Origin of the sequence: Streptomyces sp. MBT53 (genome assembly GCF_016654115.1) — a bacterium.
Classification (GTDB): domain Bacteria; phylum Actinomycetota; class Actinomycetes; order Streptomycetales; family Streptomycetaceae; genus Streptomyces.
Genome location: NZ_JAEQAZ010000060.1, coordinates 25680 through 41609, shown reverse-complemented (window position 1 = coordinate 41609; position 15930 = coordinate 25680). Strand labels below are relative to the sequence as shown.

At 69.8% G+C, this 15930-nt stretch carries 14 protein-coding genes; 9 read left to right on the top strand and 5 right to left on the bottom strand.

Annotated features, from left to right (window positions below):
* Nucleotides 1-24: 24 nt before the first annotated feature.
* From JHN45_RS22785 to JHN45_RS22770, 4 genes are read right to left on the bottom strand one after another with little or no spacing between them, the layout of a single operon-like run.
* Nucleotides 25-648: a response regulator transcription factor gene (locus JHN45_RS22785; RefSeq protein WP_200712633.1), complete on the bottom strand. Its 624-nt coding sequence runs from the start codon at nucleotides 646-648 to the stop codon at nucleotides 25-27.
* Nucleotides 645-1862, bottom strand: a complete 1218-nt coding sequence (locus JHN45_RS22780; RefSeq protein WP_201050365.1) for a sensor histidine kinase — start codon at nucleotides 1860-1862, stop codon at nucleotides 645-647. The genes JHN45_RS22785 and JHN45_RS22780 overlap by 4 nt, the downstream gene beginning before the upstream one ends.
* Entirely contained in the window at nucleotides 1859-2704 is an 846-nt protein-coding gene (locus tag JHN45_RS22775) for an ABC transporter permease (RefSeq protein WP_200712631.1), read from the bottom strand. Before JHN45_RS22775 ends, JHN45_RS22780 begins: the two co-directional genes overlap by 4 nt.
* Nucleotides 2701-3567 (bottom strand): ABC transporter ATP-binding protein, encoded by an 867-nt coding sequence (locus JHN45_RS22770; protein ID WP_201050363.1) that lies wholly within the window; start codon nucleotides 3565-3567, stop codon nucleotides 2701-2703. Before JHN45_RS22770 ends, JHN45_RS22775 begins: the two co-directional genes overlap by 4 nt.
* Nucleotides 3568-3709: 142 nt before the next feature.
* Here JHN45_RS22770 and JHN45_RS22765 point away from each other — a divergent pair, with 142 nt between their 5' ends.
* The 3 genes from JHN45_RS22765 to rpsD all read left to right on the top strand — a co-directional run bounded on the left by JHN45_RS22765 (nucleotide 3710) and on the right by rpsD (nucleotide 6689).
* Nucleotides 3710-4366, top strand: a complete 657-nt coding sequence (locus JHN45_RS22765) for a vitamin K epoxide reductase family protein (RefSeq protein WP_201050361.1) — start codon at nucleotides 3710-3712, stop codon at nucleotides 4364-4366.
* Nucleotides 4367-4413: 47 nt separating this feature from the next.
* Nucleotides 4414-5769 (top strand): replication-associated recombination protein A, encoded by a 1356-nt coding sequence (locus JHN45_RS22760; protein ID WP_200712628.1) that lies wholly within the window; start codon nucleotides 4414-4416, stop codon nucleotides 5767-5769.
* Between the two features lie 305 nt (nucleotides 5770-6074).
* Nucleotides 6075-6689: a 30S ribosomal protein S4 gene (rpsD, locus tag JHN45_RS22755; protein ID WP_019066381.1), complete on the top strand. Its 615-nt coding sequence runs from the start codon at nucleotides 6075-6077 to the stop codon at nucleotides 6687-6689.
* A 33-nt stretch (nucleotides 6690-6722) separates the two neighbouring features.
* Here the strand turns inward: rpsD and JHN45_RS22750 are convergent, their stop codons facing one another.
* Nucleotides 6723-8885 carry an AAA family ATPase gene (locus JHN45_RS22750; RefSeq protein ID WP_201050359.1) on the bottom strand — a complete coding sequence of 721 codons (2163 nt, stop codon included), beginning with the start codon at nucleotides 8883-8885 and terminating at the stop codon, nucleotides 6723-6725.
* A gap of 152 nt (nucleotides 8886-9037) precedes the next feature.
* Here JHN45_RS22750 and JHN45_RS22745 point away from each other — a divergent pair, with 152 nt between their 5' ends.
* The 6 genes from JHN45_RS22745 to JHN45_RS22720 all read left to right on the top strand — a co-directional run bounded on the left by JHN45_RS22745 (nucleotide 9038) and on the right by JHN45_RS22720 (nucleotide 15712).
* Nucleotides 9038-9484, top strand: coding sequence for a DUF948 domain-containing protein (locus JHN45_RS22745; RefSeq protein ID WP_063744453.1), 447 nt, complete (start codon nucleotides 9038-9040; stop codon nucleotides 9482-9484).
* Between the two features lie 7 nt (nucleotides 9485-9491).
* Entirely contained in the window at nucleotides 9492-9851 is a 360-nt protein-coding gene (locus JHN45_RS22740) for a hypothetical protein (RefSeq protein ID WP_200712626.1), read from the top strand.
* Nucleotides 9851-12523: an alanine--tRNA ligase gene (gene alaS, locus JHN45_RS22735; RefSeq protein WP_200712625.1), complete on the top strand. Its 2673-nt coding sequence runs from the start codon at nucleotides 9851-9853 to the stop codon at nucleotides 12521-12523. The genes JHN45_RS22740 and alaS overlap by 1 nt, the downstream gene beginning before the upstream one ends.
* A 15-nt stretch (nucleotides 12524-12538) precedes the next feature.
* Complete coding sequence (ruvX, locus tag JHN45_RS22730) at nucleotides 12539-13003, top strand: Holliday junction resolvase RuvX (protein ID WP_200712624.1); 465 nt, start codon at nucleotides 12539-12541, stop codon at nucleotides 13001-13003.
* A 122-nt stretch (nucleotides 13004-13125) separates the two neighbouring features.
* Nucleotides 13126-14892 (top strand): endolytic transglycosylase MltG, encoded by a 1767-nt coding sequence (mltG, locus tag JHN45_RS22725; protein ID WP_200712623.1) that lies wholly within the window; start codon nucleotides 13126-13128, stop codon nucleotides 14890-14892.
* The gene (locus JHN45_RS22720; RefSeq protein WP_201050357.1) at nucleotides 14873-15712 is read left to right on the top strand and encodes a shikimate dehydrogenase; all 840 of its coding nucleotides are present in this window, start codon (nucleotides 14873-14875) and stop codon (nucleotides 15710-15712) included. Before mltG ends, JHN45_RS22720 begins: the two co-directional genes overlap by 20 nt.
* Nucleotides 15713-15930: the final 218 nt, after the last annotated feature.

Genomic DNA, 15930 nt, shown 5'->3' with positions numbered 1-15930 from the left:
TAGGGGCGGCGGGGGCGAGAATCCCTAGTCCAGCAACCCGTGCCGCATCGCACTCGTCACCGCCGCCGTCCGGTCGTCCACCCCCAACTTCCCGAAGACCCGCAGCAGATGCGTCTTCACGGTCGACTCCCCGATGTACAACCGCCGCCCGATCTCCGCGTTGGTGCACCCCTCCGCCACCAACCGCAGCACCGAGGTCTCCCGCTCGGACAACCGCGGCCGCTCCGGCTTCGTCCGCAACTGGTCCACCAACCGCGCCGCCACAGAGGGCGCCAGCACCGTCTCGCCCCGCGCGGCGGCCCGTACGGCGTCGGCCAGTTCACCTCGCGGCAGATCCTTCAGCAGATAGCCCGCCGCCCCCGCTTCCACCGCGCGCAGGATGTCCCGGTCCGTCTCGTACGTCGTGAGGACGATCACCCGGCACGGCAGCCCCGCCGCGCTCATCCGCACGATGGAGTCGACGCCTCCGCCGCCCGGCATCCGCAGGTCCATCAGCACGATGTCGGGCCGGAGTTCGGCCGCCAGCGCCTCGGCCTGCGGCCCGCTGGACGCGTCGGCGACCACGTCGAGGTCCGGTTCGGCGCTGAGCATGGCGCGCAGACCCTCCCGTACGACGGGATGGTCGTCGGCCAGCACGATCCGGATCATCGGGGACTCCTCAAGGGCGATGCGGGCGAGGCAGGGGACACCGGCAGCCGGACCGTCACCGTCGTGCCCCCGCCCGGCGCGCTGCGCACCAGCGCCGTCCCGCCCGCCTCGGCGGCCCGGGTGCGGAGCCCCGCCAGGCCGTAGCCGCCGGATACCGCGTCCGGCTCGAAACCGCAGCCGTCGTCCCGCACGGACACGGTCAGCGTCTCGTCGGCGTACGCCAGCGTGAGGCTCACCGTCGCCGAACTCCCGGCGTGCTTGCGGGCGTTGGCAAGGGCCTCCTGGCAGGAGCGCAGGGCGACCACCTCGGGCGCGGCGGGCAGCGCGCGCACGGGGCCGGTCACCGCCAGCGCCGCGTCATGGCGGGCGGCGAGCCGGCGCAGGGCGTCCGGCAGCGAGGCGTCGGCGAGGTCGGCCGGTGTGCCGCCGGCGACCAGGGCACGGGCCTCGGCGAGGTTCTGCCGGGCGGTCTCGTCCATCAGAGCGAGATGGCGGCGGGCCTGGGCCGGGTCGTCGTGCAACTCGGCCTCCACGGCCTGGATCAGCATCAGCAGACTGGTGAAGCCCTGGGCGAGGGTGTCGTGGATCTCGCGGGCCATGCGCTCGCGTTCGGCGAGCGCGCCGTGCGCCGACGACAGCCGGGACACCTCGTGGCGGCTCGCGTCCAGTTCGGCGATCAACTCGGCGCGCTCCTGGCTCTGTTCGATGACCCGGATGATCCACGTGCCGAGGGCCATCGAGAAGACCAGGGTGACCACGGCGAACACCGAGTTGAAGAACACGTCCTGGGCGCCGGGCCACCACAGCAGCGTCCAGCCGATCACCGGCGCGATGTTGATCACGGTCACCGCGATCAGCGCCCACCGCAGCCGCAGCACCATGAAGCAGGGCGGGACGAGCGCGAAGCACATCAGCCGGGTCTCGCCGACCAGCACCGCCGACGGCAGGAACAGCGCCATCTGCGCCACGAGGTAGCCGACGGCCCGCCGCTCGTCGGGCGGATCGCCCTGGAGGACCGGGCGCCCGATCCAGACGTAGAGCGGCACGAGGGGGAGGAGCAGAGCCGCCGCCGTGACGCGAACCGGCCACCCCGGCCGGTCCGTGCCGAGCACGAACACCAGGGTGGCCAGCCAGATCAGGGCGAAGTACGTGTCCCAGAGCCGGAAGGAGCGGTCCCAGGTGTACGAGCCCTTGACCGGGGCGGGAACGGTCATCCGTCGCGCCGGTTCTTCCACCGGAAGGTCAGCAGACACAGCAGCAATCCTCCGACGCACCACGCCCCGAGCACCAGCGCGACCTTCCCGAACTCCCAGCTCCCGGCCTGCTCCAGCACCTGCGCCGACGAGGGCAGGAACACCCCGCGCAGCCCCTGGCACATCCACTTCAGCGGGAACAGGGCACCGATGTTGAGCATCCAGTCCGGAATGGTGTCGATCGAGATGTACACCCCGGAGATGAACTGCAGGACCAGGAAGGGCAGTACGACCACGGAGGTCGCGCTCTTCCCGGACTTGGGCACCGAGCTGACCGCGATGCCGAGCAGCGCGCACGCCGTCAGCCCGAGCACGAAGATCCACCCGAAGTCCAGCCACTTGGTGGCCGACGAGGGCAGGTCGACGCCGTAGAAGCCGGTCCCGACGAGCAGCAGGATCGCCGTCTCCATCAGGCCCGTGACCAGAACGAGCCAGATCTTGCCGAGGAAGTACGCGGCCGGTGGCATCGGGGTGCCGCGCAGGCGGCGCAGTACCTTCTCGTCGCGTTCGATCGCGATCGAGATGCCGAGGGACTGGAAGCTCGTCGACATGATGCCGGCGGCCATCATGGCCGGGACGTAGAGCTGGGAGGCGGTGACGCCCGCGCCCCGGACGTCGTCCTTGAAGATCGATGCGAAGAGGAAGAGGAACACGACCGGGAAGGCGAAGGTGAAGACCACCTGGTCGCGCTGGCGGAAGAACTGTTTGAGCTCCAGCACCCCGCGCCGCAGCCCGAGCCCCCAGGCTCCGGGCAGCCGTTCGTCGGAGGTCTGGGGCCGGGCCTGCACCACCGTCGCAGTCATCGCACGTCCTCCTGTCCGGTCAGCCGGAGGTAGACGTCCTCCAGGGTGGGGCGCGTCACCAGCAGCCCGGGGATCTCGCCGTCGAAGCGGTGCATGAGCTCCGCCACGACCTTGGTAGGAGTGTCGGTGTGCTCCGCGCGCGGGGTGCCGTCGGGCTCCGTCCACTCGACGGTGGCTCCGGTGCCGTGGGCCTCGCGCAGGGCGGCCGGTTCGCCCTCGGCGACCACCCGGCCCTTGGCGACGATGGCGAGGCGGTCGGCGAGGTTCTCCGCCTCCTCCAGGTAGTGGGTGGTGAGGAGGATGGTGGTGCCCTCGCCGGCGAGCTTGCGGATCAGGTCCCAGAACTGGCGTCGGGCCGCCGGGTCGAAACCGGTCGTCGGCTCGTCCAGGAGCAGGAGTTCCGGGTCGCCGATCACTCCGAGGGCCACGTCGAGCCGTCTGCGTTGGCCGCCCGACAGCGCCTTGATCCGGCTGTCCACCTTGGCCTCAAGACCCACCAGGCCGATGACCTCCTCGGGGTCCCGCGGACGCGGGTAGTAGCGGGCGAAATGCCGTACGGTCTCGCCGACCGTCAACTCCGCGGGTGCCGATTCGTCCTGCCAGACGATGCCGACCCGCGAACGCCACGCGCGCGTGCCCGTCGCCGGGTCCGACCCGAGGACGAGGACCTCGCCCGCGTCCCGGCCGCGATTGCCCTGGAGGATCTCCACCGTGGTGCTCTTGCCCGCGCCATTGGGTCCGAGCAGGCCGAACACCTCCCCGGTGCGTATCTCCAGGTCGATTCCGTCGACGGCGGTCACGTCCCCGTACCGCTTGCGCAGCCCCCGCACATCCACTGCGAGTTCGTTCGCCTGTGTTGTCATGCCATGAGCATCGTCCGGAATCGAGTGCTCAGGGACGACCGTGCGTACTTCCTTATGTCCACCGAACGGTGGACAGGCCCGTGCGTGCGGCACAATGGCCCTGCCCGAAGATGGTCCAACTCTCAAGTGACGGATCGGCGTGATGAGCAAGACGACAGTGAAGGACGTCTCCACCGACTCCGAGCCGGAGCACACGGCGGAGGAGCCGCGCACGGTCGGCAGCAGCCGGGCCTTCGCCGTGCTGCTGGTGATCACCGGTGCGGCCGGACTGCTCGCCGCGTGGGTCATCACGATCGACAAGTTCAAGATCCTCGAGGGCAAGCTCGCGGGCAAGACGTTCACCCCGAGCTGCAGCATCAACCCGATCGTGTCCTGCGGCAGCGTCATGGAGAGCAAGCAGGCCGCGGCCTTCGGCTTCCCGAACCCGATGCTCGGCCTGGTCGCCTACGGCATCGTGATCTGCGTCGGCATCAGCCTGCTGACCCGGGTGAAGTTCCCCCGCTGGTACTGGCTGACCTTCAACTTCGGCACGCTCTTCGGGGTGGGCTTCTGCACCTGGCTGCAGTTCCAGTCGCTGTACCGGATCAACGCGCTGTGCCTGTGGTGCTCGCTGGCCTGGGTCGCCACGATCACCATGTTCTGGTACGTCACCTCGTTCAACATGCGCAACGACTTCCTGAAGGTCCCGCGCCCGGTCAAGAACTTCCTGGGCGAGTTCACCTGGGTCCTCCCGGTCACCCACGTGGGCATCATCGCGATGCTGATCCTGACCCGCTGGGGCACGCAGCTCTGGGCGTGATTCCGGCCCCGACCGGATTGTCAGTGCGGTGACATAGGGTTTTGGACGTGGAGCCCGACCTTTTCACCGCCGCAGCCGAAGAACGCCAGGAGAAGGACCCGTCCAGCAGTCCTCTGGCGGTACGGATGCGCCCGCGCACCCTCGACGAGGTGGTGGGCCAGCAGCATCTGCTGAAGCCGGGCTCGCCCCTGCGCCGACTGGTCGGCGAGGGCGCGGGCGGCCCGGCCGGAGCGTCCTCGGTGATCCTCTGGGGGCCACCCGGCACCGGGAAGACGACCCTCGCGTACGTCGTCTCCAAGGCCACCAACAAGCGGTTCGTGGAGCTGTCCGCGATCACCGCGGGCGTGAAAGAGGTCCGCGCGGTCATCGACGGCGCCCGCCGTGCCACCGGGGGCTTCGGCAAGGAGACCGTTCTCTTCCTCGACGAGATCCACCGCTTCAGCAAGGCCCAGCAGGACTCCCTCCTCCCGGCCGTGGAGAACCGCTGGATCACCCTGATCGCGGCGACCACGGAGAACCCGTACTTCTCGGTGATCTCCCCGCTGCTGTCCCGCTCCCTGCTCCTCACCCTCGAACCCCTCACGGACGACGACCTGCGCGCGCTGCTGCGCCGGGCCCTGTCCGACGAGCGCGGGCTCAAGGACGCGATCACCCTCCCCGAGGACAGCGAGAACCACCTGCTGCGCATCGCCGGCGGCGACGCCCGCCGCGCGCTGACCGCCCTGGAGGCCGCCGCCGGGGCCGCCCTCGACAAGGGCGAGCCGGACATCACCCTCCAGACCCTGGAGGAGACGGTCGACCGCGCGGCCGTGAAGTACGACCGGGACGGCGACCAGCACTACGACGTGGCCAGCGCCCTCATCAAGTCCATCCGCGGCTCGGACGTCGACGCGGCCCTGCACTACCTGGCCCGCATGATCGAGGCCGGTGAGGATCCCCGCTTCATCGCCCGCCGGCTGATGATCTCCGCCAGTGAGGACATCGGCCTGGCCGATCCCAACGCGCTGCCCATCGCGGTCGCCGCCGCACAGGCCGTAGCGATGATCGGCTTCCCCGAGGCCGCGCTCACCCTCAGCCACGCCACCATCGCGCTGGCCCTGGCCCCCAAGTCGAACGCGGCGACCACGGCGATCGGCGCCGCCATGGAGGACGTGCGGAAGGGGCATGCGGGCCCGGTGCCCATGCATCTGCGGGACGGGCACTACAAGGGCGCGGCCAAGCTGGGGCACGCCCAGGGGTACGTCTACCCGCACGATCTGCCCGAGGGGATCGCCGAGCAGCAGTACGCCCCGGAGGAGCTGAAGGACCGCGAGTACTACGAGCCGACCCGGCACGGGGCCGAGGCGCGGTACGCGGACGCCGTGGAGTGGACCAGGAAACACCTTGGTCGTAAGCGGTCCTGAGCACCCTGTAGAATCCCCCGAAGTGCTGTGTCCCGTGCTGTCAGAACGGGACGGCCAGCCGGAGACCCGGTCCGTGAGGACCGACTCCAGGAGCGTCGCGCACCGTTCGAATGGTGTCGCGGGCAGCCCACCACCATCCGCCGCAGGGCGGGACCGGTCGGTGGGCCACTCGCGTGCTGCACGTAGTGCCCAGATCAGGGGAGCGGCTGCCCACCACGTCCCGCAAGGGATTCGGCGGGTCTCCCCGGCTGCGGATGCGACCTCTCTCACCACCCTGACAAGCCGATAACCAGGAAAGAGACATCGTGGCGAATCAGTCCCGCCCCAAGGTCAAGAAGTCGCGTGCCCTCGGCATCGCGCTGACCCCGAAGGCCGTCAAGTACTTCGAGGCCCGTCCCTACCCGCCGGGTGAGCACGGTCGTGGCCGCAAGCAGAACTCGGACTACAAGGTCCGTCTGCTGGAGAAGCAGCGTCTGCGCGCGCAGTACGACGTGTCCGAGCGCCAGCTCGTCCGCGCCTACGAGCGTGCCTCCAAGGTCCAGGGCAAGACCGGTGAGGCCCTGATCATCGAGCTGGAGCGTCGTCTCGACGCGCTGGTCCTTCGTTCGGGCATCGCCCGTACGATCTACCAGGCCCGCCAGATGGTCGTGCACGGCCACATCGAGGTCAACGGCCAGAAGGTCGACAAGCCGTCCTTCCGCGTCAAGCCGGACGACGTCGTCATGGTCCGCGAGCGCAGCCGCAGCAAGACCCTGTTCGAGGTCTCCCGCGCCGGTGGCTTCGCCCCCGACGGCGAGACCCCGCGCTACCTCCAGGTGAACCTCGGTGCCCTGGCGTTCCGCCTGGACCGCGAGCCGAACCGCAAGGAGATCCCGGTGATCTGCGACGAGCAGCTCGTCGTCGAGTACTACGCCCGCTGATCACCTCACGGACGTAGCACCACCTGCACCACGTCAGCCCGCCGTCTCCCCGCCCTTCCGGGTGGGCGAGGCGGCGGGCTTTCGCATGTCCACGCCGACCGGCGCAGGCCGTACGGGCCCACGCGGCACCGGTACCGCGTCGAGGGGCCGTCGCTGCCCCAACGCCCGTGCCACGGCGGCCTCCCGGCCGAGCCGCGCGCCCTCGCGTACGCGCTCCTCGTACGGCCCGTCGCCCAGCCGCTCGCGGGCCATCGCCTCGCACAGCTCGTGCGGCGCGTTGTAGTACGCCGAACCGAACAGCGGCAGACCCACCGACGGCCACATCACGCCCGCCGCGCCCTGCAGCAGCGCGGCCTCGGCGGCATCGCCCTCCGCCGCCGTGACGAGGGCCAGCAGTTCGACCGCCAGCACCGACCCCAGCAGATCCCGGAAGCCGTGCGCGCTGCCCAGGCAGTCCGCCAACAGGTCCCGCGCGTGCGGGAGTTCGCCCTCGCTCCAGGCGACGTAGGCCAGGACGTACAGCGCGTACGCCCGGGTCCACCGCTCGCCGTGGTCCTCACAGACCCGCCGTACGTCCTCGCACAGCTTCACCGCGTCCGCGAGATCGCCCTGGAAGGCCCGGGCCATCGCCAGCTCGACCTGGCCCATCAGGACGTTGCTGTTCAGCTCGCCGATCTGCTGGTAGCGGTCGAGCGCCGAGCGCAGCAGGGTCTCCGCGCGGGGCATGTCGTCCGTGACCAACGCCAGGCAGCCGGTGCGGTGTTCGGCGTACGCCACCGCCGTGGGGTTCGCCGCGTGGTCGGCCTCCTCGCGGCACTCCTGGAGCGCGGCGAGCGCGGGCACGGTGTCGCCCTGGAGGATCGCCACATAGCCGAGCACCCAAAGGGCCTTCAGCCGCGACTGGTCGTTGTCGGAGTCGAGCTGTACGGCCTGCTCCAGCCAGTGCCGGCCCTCCGAGAGCCGTCCGCAGCCCGCCCAGTAGAACCACAGGGAGCCCGCCAGGTACTGGCCCAGATGTGTCTCGTCCGGCTCGGTCAGGCAGTACTCCAGGGCGCCGCGCAGATTCGGCAGCTCCGCCTCGACCCGCGCGGCGACCTCGCCCTGACGCGGCGAGAACCAGTCCAGCTCGCACCAGGTGGCAAGCCCCAGATACCAGTCCCGGTGCCTGCGCCGCAGCCGGGCCGCGTCCCCGGTCGCCTCCAGCCAGTCGGCGCCGTAGGCCCGGATCGTGTCGAGCATCCGGTAGCGCACACCCGTCGCCGTCAACTCACGGACGACCACGGACTGCGCGAGGAGTTCGGCCAGCACGTCGAGGACGCCGTCCGAGGGGAGTCCGTCGCCGCCGCAGACGTACTCGGCGGCCTCCAGGTCGAAGCGCCCGGCGAACACCGACAGCCGCGCCCACAGCAACCGCTCCTCGGGCGTGCACAGCTCATGGCTCCAGCCGATCGCCGTCCGCAGCGTCTGATGCCGGGGCAACGCGTCCCTGCGCCCACCCGCCAGCAGCCGGAACCGGTCGTCGAACCGCGCCAGCAACTCCCCGGGCGACAGGGCCCGCAGCCGCCCCGCCGCCAGTTCGACGGCGAGGGGGATCCCGTCAAGGCGCCGGCACAACTCCCGTACGTCCGCGTCCTCTTCGCCGAGGACGACCCCCTGCTGCGCGGCCCGCTCAGCCAGCAGCTCGACCGCCTCGCCCTCGCCCAGCGGCGCCAGCGCCACCACCCGCTCGCCCGCCAGCTCCAACGGCCGCCGCCCCACCGCCAGCACCCGCAGCCCCGGCACCCGCCCCACCAACTCGGCCACCAGAGGGGCGCACACCTCCACCAGATGCTCGAACCCGTCCAGCAGCAACAGGAGTTGACGACCCGCCAGATACGTGAGCAGTGCCTCCCGCGGCAGCCGCGTGGTGTGATCCGTCAGCCCCAGCGCCTCCACGACCGCGAAGTCCACGAGTTCCGGATCGCGCACCGACGCCAGCTCCACCCGCCACACGCCGTCCGGGGGAGCGGACCGGGCCGCCGCGTGGGCCGCGAGCCGGGACTTGCCGACCCCGCCGGGCCCGGTCACCGTGACCAGACGCGACGCGTCGAGCGCCCGTGCCAGTTCGGTGAGTTCGGCCGAGCGGCCCACGAACCGGTCGGGTTCGAGGGGCAGATTGCCGTCCGCGGTGGCGTCGCCGCCATGGGAAGCTCGCATGGAACACGGAGCGTACTGAACCGTGTTCAGTCCGTACAATCGCTTCGCCCAACTCCACCGCGCGCGGGGCGGTAATGCGGTACGGAGCGCCATCCTCGGCGCGATAGGCTCGGGACCAGTTATCTACAGGTGTTTATGAGAGCGGGTGTCAGGTGTCCGGTGGAGAGGTGGCCGGGATCCTGGTGGCCGTCTTCTGGGCGATCCTGGTCTCCTTCCTCGCCGTCGCACTGGTGAGGCTGGCCCAGACGCTCAAGGCGACCACCAAGCTGGTCGCGGACGTGACGGACCAGGCCGTCCCGCTCCTGGCGGACGCCTCCGCGGCGGTGCGCTCGGCGCAGACCCAGATCGACCGGGTCGACGCGATCGCGACCGACGTCCAGGAAGTCACGTCGAACGCCTCCGCCCTGTCCACCACCGTCGCCTCCACCTTCGGCGGTCCCCTCGTCAAGGTCGCGGCCTTCGGCTACGGCGTCCGCCGGGCCCTGGGCGGCCGCCGCGAGGACGTGCCCGCGCCGTCCGGGGCGTCCCGTCGTACGGTGATCGTGGGCCGTACCGTCCCGGCCGGACGGCGGGGCAAGCGCACCCGGAAGAAGGACTGACCGAGCGATGTTCCGCCGTACGTTCTGGTTCGGCACGGGCGTGGCCGCCGGTGTCTGGGCGACCACCAAGGTCAATCGCAAGCTGAAGCAGCTGACCCCCGAGCACCTCGCCGCGGTCGCGGCCAACAAGGCGCTCGAAGCCGGGCACCGGCTCAAGGACAGCGCGGTGGGCTTCGCGCTCGACGTCCGCGCGGGCATGGCCCAGCGGGAGGCCGAACTCGGCGACGCGCTGGGGATCAACGCCCCGGTCGACCCCGAACTCCCCGCCCCCAGGCAGCACATCGCCATCGAGAACCGCAGCAACCCAAGGTCCGTCGAAACCAACGACAGGACGACGTACTCGTACAACCGGAATGAGGACCACTGATGGAGTCGGCTGAAATCCGCCGCCGCTGGCTGAGCTTCTACGAGGAGCGCGGCCACACCGTTGTCCCCTCGGCGTCGCTCATCGCGGACGACCCGACTCTGCTCCTGGTCCCCGCCGGCATGGTCCCCTTCAAGCCGTACTTCCTCGGCGAGGTCAAGCCGCCGTGGCCGCGCGCGACCAGCGTGCAGAAGTGCGTGCGCACCCCCGACATCGAAGAGGTCGGCAAGACCACCCGGCACGGCACGTTCTTCCAGATGTGCGGCAACTTCTCCTTCGGCGACTACTTCAAGGAAGGCGCCATCACCTACGCCTGGGAGCTGCTGACCTCGCCCCAGGACAAGGGCGGTTACGGTCTCGACCCCGAGCGGCTGTGGATCACGGTCTACCTCGACGACGACGAGGCCGAGACCATCTGGCGCGACAAGATCGGCGTCCCGGCCGAGCGCATCCAGCGCCTCGGCAAGAAGGACAACTACTGGTCGATGGGCGTCCCGGGTCCGTGTGGTCCGTGCTCCGAGATCAACTACGACCGCGGCCCCGAGTTCGGCGTCGAGGGCGGTCCGGCCGTCAACGACGAGCGGTACGTGGAGATCTGGAACCTGGTCTTCATGCAGTACGAGCGCGGCGAGGGCATCGGCAAGGAGGACTTCGAGATCCTCGGCGAGCTGCCCAGCAAGAACATCGACACGGGCCTCGGCCTGGAGCGCCTCGCGATGATCCTGCAGGGCGTGCAGAACATGTACGAGATCGACACCTCCATGGCCGTCATCAAGAAGGCCACCGAGCTGACCGGTGTCGAGTACGGCGACTCGCACGAGTCCGATGTCTCCCTGCGCGTGGTGACCGACCACATGCGTACGTCCGTGATGCTCATCGGCGACGGCGTGACCCCCGGCAACGAGGGCCGCGGTTACGTCCTCCGCCGCATCATGCGCCGCGCCATCCGCAACATGCGCCTCCTCGGCGCCACCGGCCTGGTCGTCAAGGACCTCATCGACACGGTCATCGCGATGATGGGCCAGCAGTACCCCGAGCTGGTCACCGACCGCCAGCGCATCGAGACCGTCGCCCTCGCCGAGGAGGCCGCCTTCGTCAAGACGCTGAAGGCCGGCACCAACATCCTCGACACCGCCATCTCCGAGACGAAGGAGAACGGCGGCAAGGTGCTCGCCGGCGACAAGGCGTTCCTGCTCCACGACACCTGGGGCTTCCCGATCGACCTCACCCTCGAAATGGCCGCCGAACAGGGCCTTTCCGTGGACGAGGACGGCTTCCGGCGCCTGATGAAGCAGCAGCGCGACCAGGCCAAGGCCGACGCCCAGGCCAAGAAGACCGGCCACGCCGGCGTCGGCGCCTACCGCGAGATCGCGGACAAGGCCGGCGAGACCGACTTCATCGGTTACTCGGACACCCAGGGGGAGTCCACGATCGTCGGCATCCTCGTCGACGGCGTCTCCTCCCCGGCCGCGACCGAGGGCGACGAGGTCGAGATCGTCCTCGACCGCACCCCCTTCTACGCCGAGGGCGGCGGCCAGATCGGCGACACCGGCCGGATCAAGGTCGAGTCCGGTGCCGTGATCGAGATCCGCGACTGCCAGAAGCCGGTGCCTGGGGTTTACGTCCACAAGGGCGTCGTCCAGTTCGGCGAGGTCACCGTCGGCGCCAAGGCCGAGGCCGCGATCGACATCCGCCGCCGTACCGCCATCGCCCGCGCCCACTCGGCCACCCACCTCACCCACCAGGCGCTCCGCGACGCGCTGGGCCCGACGGCCGCGCAGGCCGGTTCCGAGAACCAGCCGGGCCGCTTCCGCTTCGACTTCGGATCGCCGTCCGCGGTTCCCACCGCCGTGATGACCGACGTCGAGCAGAAGATCAACGAGGTGCTCGCCCGCGACCTGGACGTGCACGCCGAGATCCTCAGCCTCGACGAGGCCAAGAAGCAGGGCGCCATCGCCGAGTTCGGCGAGAAGTACGGCGAGCGGGTCCGCGTCGTCACCATCGGCGACTTCTCCAAGGAGCTGTGCGGCGGCACCCACGTCCACAACACCTCCCAGCTCGGCCTGGTCAAGCTGCTCGGCGAGTCATCGATCGGCTCCGGAGTCCGCCGTATCGAAGCGCTCGTCGGTGTCGACGCCTACAACTTCCTCGCCCGGGAGCACACGGTCGTCGCCCAGCTCCAGGAGCTGATCAAGGGGCGTCCGGAGGAGCTTCCGGAGAAGGTCTCCGCCATGCTCGGCAAGCTGAAGGACGCCGAGAAGGAGATCGAGAAGTTCCGCGCCGAGAAGGTGCTCCAGGCCGCCGCCGGTCTCGTCGAGTCCGCCAAGGACGTGCACGGCATCGCGGTCGTCACCGGCCAGGTCCCGGACGGCACCAGCCCCGACGACCTGCGCAAGCTGGTCCTCGACGTGCGCGGCCGCATCCAGGGCGGACGGGCCGCCGTCGTAGCCCTGTTCACGGTCAACAACGGCAAGCCGCTCACCGTCATCGCCACCAACGAAGCCGCCCGCGAGCGCGGTCTCAAGGCCGGTGACCTGGTGCGCGCCGCCGCCAAGACCCTCGGCGGCGGCGGTGGCGGCAAGCCGGACGTGGCCCAGGGCGGCGGCCAGAACCCGGCCGCCGTCGGCGAGGCCGTCGACGCGGTCGAGCGCCTCGTCGCCGACACGGCGAAGTAAGAAGCGGTCGAGAGTATGAGAAGAGGACGTCGGCTCGCGCTCGACGTCGGGGACGCCCGCATCGGGGTCGCCTCGTGCGACCCCGACGGGATCCTCGCCACTCCCGTCGAGACGGTCCCCGGCCGCGACATCCCGGCGGCCCACCGTCGGCTGAGGCAACTCGTCGAGGAGTACGAACCGGTCGAAGTCGTCGTCGGCCTCCCCCGCTCCCTCAAGGGCGGCGAGGGACCGGCCGCCGTGAAGGTCCGGGCCTTCGCCCAGGAGCTGGCCAAGGGCATCGCCCCGGTACCGGTCAGACTGTTGGACGAACGGATGACCACAGTGACGGCCAGTCAGGGACTGCGCGCCTCGGGCGTCACCTCCAAGAAGGGCCGCTCGGTCATCGACCAGGCGGCGGCGGTCATCATCCTTCAGCAGGCGTTGGAATCCGAACGGGTGTCAGGTAAACCACCCGGCGAGGGCGTCGAAGTGGTCATCTGATCGCGATACGGTAACGTTCCGCGCGATGCGATGGTGTTCGAACAGCCATGGCACAGCAAGAGGCGGGACGGGAGCCGGAGCCCCAAGCGCCGCGACCGCCGCCTCGCGGCTCTAGGGGATCGATGACTGAGTATGGCCGGGGCCCAGGCTCCGAACCGTGGCATCCGGAGGACCCGTTGTTCGGGGACATCGGATGGGAAGGCCAGCAGGCCCACGTGGGCCAGCAGTCTTCGTACGACGGCCAGCAGCAGCACTATCCGGAACAGCCGCAGCAGCCGCAGCAGTACGGCGACTGGGGCAACGGCCAGCAGGCCGACTACGGTCAGGCGCAGCAGCAGTACCAGGTCTACGACGAGCAGGGCCACCAGCAGCAGTACCCCGATCAGCACCAGCAGTACAACGATCAACAGCAGTACAACGACCAGCAGCAGTACGCCGATCAGAGCCATCAGCAGTACGTCGGTCAGCAGCAGCAGTACCAGCAGGGCGGCTGGGACGGCATGGGCACCCATGCCCAGGTCCCCTACGCCGCCGATCCCGGCGACCCGTACGGACAACAGGCCGCCGCCTACGGCGAACAACAGCCCGATCTCTACGGCACGCCCGACGCGTTCCCGCCGCCTGAGCCGCCCGGCAAGCGCCGCACGGAGCCCGAACCGGAGAAGACCGACTGGGACCCGGGACCCGATGAGGGCGAACACGCGTTCTTCGCGGGTGGCGGCGACGACGATGACGAGGCCGACGACGAGCCGGAGGACGGCCGTCGGCGCGGCAAGGGCGGCAAAGGCAAGGGCAAAGGCGGCAAGGAGAAGAAGCGCCGCAACGGCTGCGCCTGCCTGGTCGTCGTCCTGGTGTTCGGCGGCGGCCTCGGCGGCGTCGGCTATTTCGGCTGGCACTTCTACCAGAACCGTTTCGGCTCGGCCCCCGACTACGCGGGTGACGGCACGGGTTCGGTCAGCGTCACCATCCCCAAGGGCGCCTTCGGCTCGGACATCGGGCAGAAGCTGAAAGAGGCGGGCGTCGTCAAGAGCGTCGACGCGTTCGTCGCCGCCCAGTCGCAGAATCCCGACGGGAAGAAGATCCAGGCCGGCGTCTTTCTGCTGAAGAAAGAAATGTCCGCCGCAGCCGCCGTCAAGCTGATGCTCGACCCCAAGAGCAAAGACAATCTCATCGTCCCTCCAGGCTGGCGAAATTCTCAGGTCTACGAGGCGATCGACAAGAAACTCCAGATTTCCAACGGCACCACCAAGTCGGTCGCCAAGAAGGAATTCAAGAGCTTCGGACTGCCCGACTGGGCGAACGACAACTCGAACATCAAGGACCCGCTGGAGGGCTTCCTCTACCCGGGTACCTATGGCGCCGCCAAGGGCATGAAGCCCGAAACGGTCCTCAAGCAGATGGTCGCCCAGGCCAACGACAGTTACGACGCGATCGACCTGTCGGCGAAGGCCAAGGCGCTCAAGCTGGACAGTCCGCTGCAGGTCATCACGGTCGCGAGCCTCGTCCAGGCCGAGGGCAAGACGCACGACGACTTCCGGAAGATGGCCGAAGTCGTCTACAACCGGCTCAAGACCACGAACACCGAGACCAACCGATACCTGCAATTCGACTCGACCTTCAATTACCTGAAGGGCCAGAGTAACATCCGTATCAGCGAGTCCGAGATCAACAGCAACAAGGACCCGTACAACACGTACACTCAGAAGGGTCTGCCGCCCGGGCCGATCGACAACCCCGGTGCCGAGGCTCTGGCCGCGGCGCTGAATCCGACCCACGACGGCTGGATCTACTTCGTGGCGACCGACGGCGAGAACAAGACGGAATTCGCCAAGACGTACGCCGAATTCCAGGCACTCAAGGACAAGTTCAATGCCACCACGGGCAACTGACGCCCGCCGGGCCGCCGTGCTCGGTTCACCCATCGCCCACTCCCTCTCCCCGGTGCTGCATCGCGCGGCATACCGGGAGCTGGGCCTCGACGGCTGGTCGTACGACCGTTTCGACGTCGACGAGGCCGGTCTGCCGGGATTCTTCGCGGACCTCGGACCGGAGTGGGCGGGGCTGTCCCTGACGATGCCGCTGAAGCGGGCCGTCATACCGCTGCTCGACGAGATCAGCGAGACAGCGGCATCGGTGGACGCGGTCAACACGGTCGTGTTCACCGAGGACGGCCGCAGCGTCGGCGACAACACCGACATCCCCGGCATGGTCGCCGCCCTCCGCGAACACGGCATCGAACAGGTCGACTCGGCCGCGATCCTCGGCGCCGGCGCCACGGCCTCCTCCGCACTCGCCGCCCTCTCCCGGATCTGCACCGGCGAGGTCGTCGCCTACGTCCGCAGCGAGGCCCGCGCCGCCGAGATGCGCCAGTGGGGCGAGCGGCTCGACGTGGAGGTCCGTATTGCGGACTGGGCCGACGCGGCGGAAGGCCTGCGCGCCCCCCTGGTCTTCGCGACCACCCCCGCGGGCACCACGGACGCCCTCTCCTCCGCCGTACCGGAACGCCCCGCCACCCTCTTCGACGTCCTCTACGACCCCTGGCCCACCGACCTCGCGGCCCGCTGGTCCGGCTACGGCGGCGCGGTCGTCAGCGGCCTCGACCTCCTGGTCCACCAGGCCGTACTCCAGGTGGAACAGATGACCGGCCACCGGCCGGCCCCCGTCGACGCGATGCGCAGAGCGGGCGAGAAGGCCCTGGCCGACCGCTGAAAGGGGAAGCGGGCCGCGCGGGTGGGTGAGAAGGTGCCGCCCGGCTGCCGACGCCGGCTCCACTGAGGCTGCCCGGTGGCTGACCTTGGCCGTTCGGCGTCCGTTCTCTGGACCGTCGGCCGGGTCCGTGCCCCGGACGTGGGAGGATCGGGGGCGGCGGGCCAGGGCCGCGCACCCGGTCACGCCGACGCCGTACGCGAGGACACGCGTACGCAGGG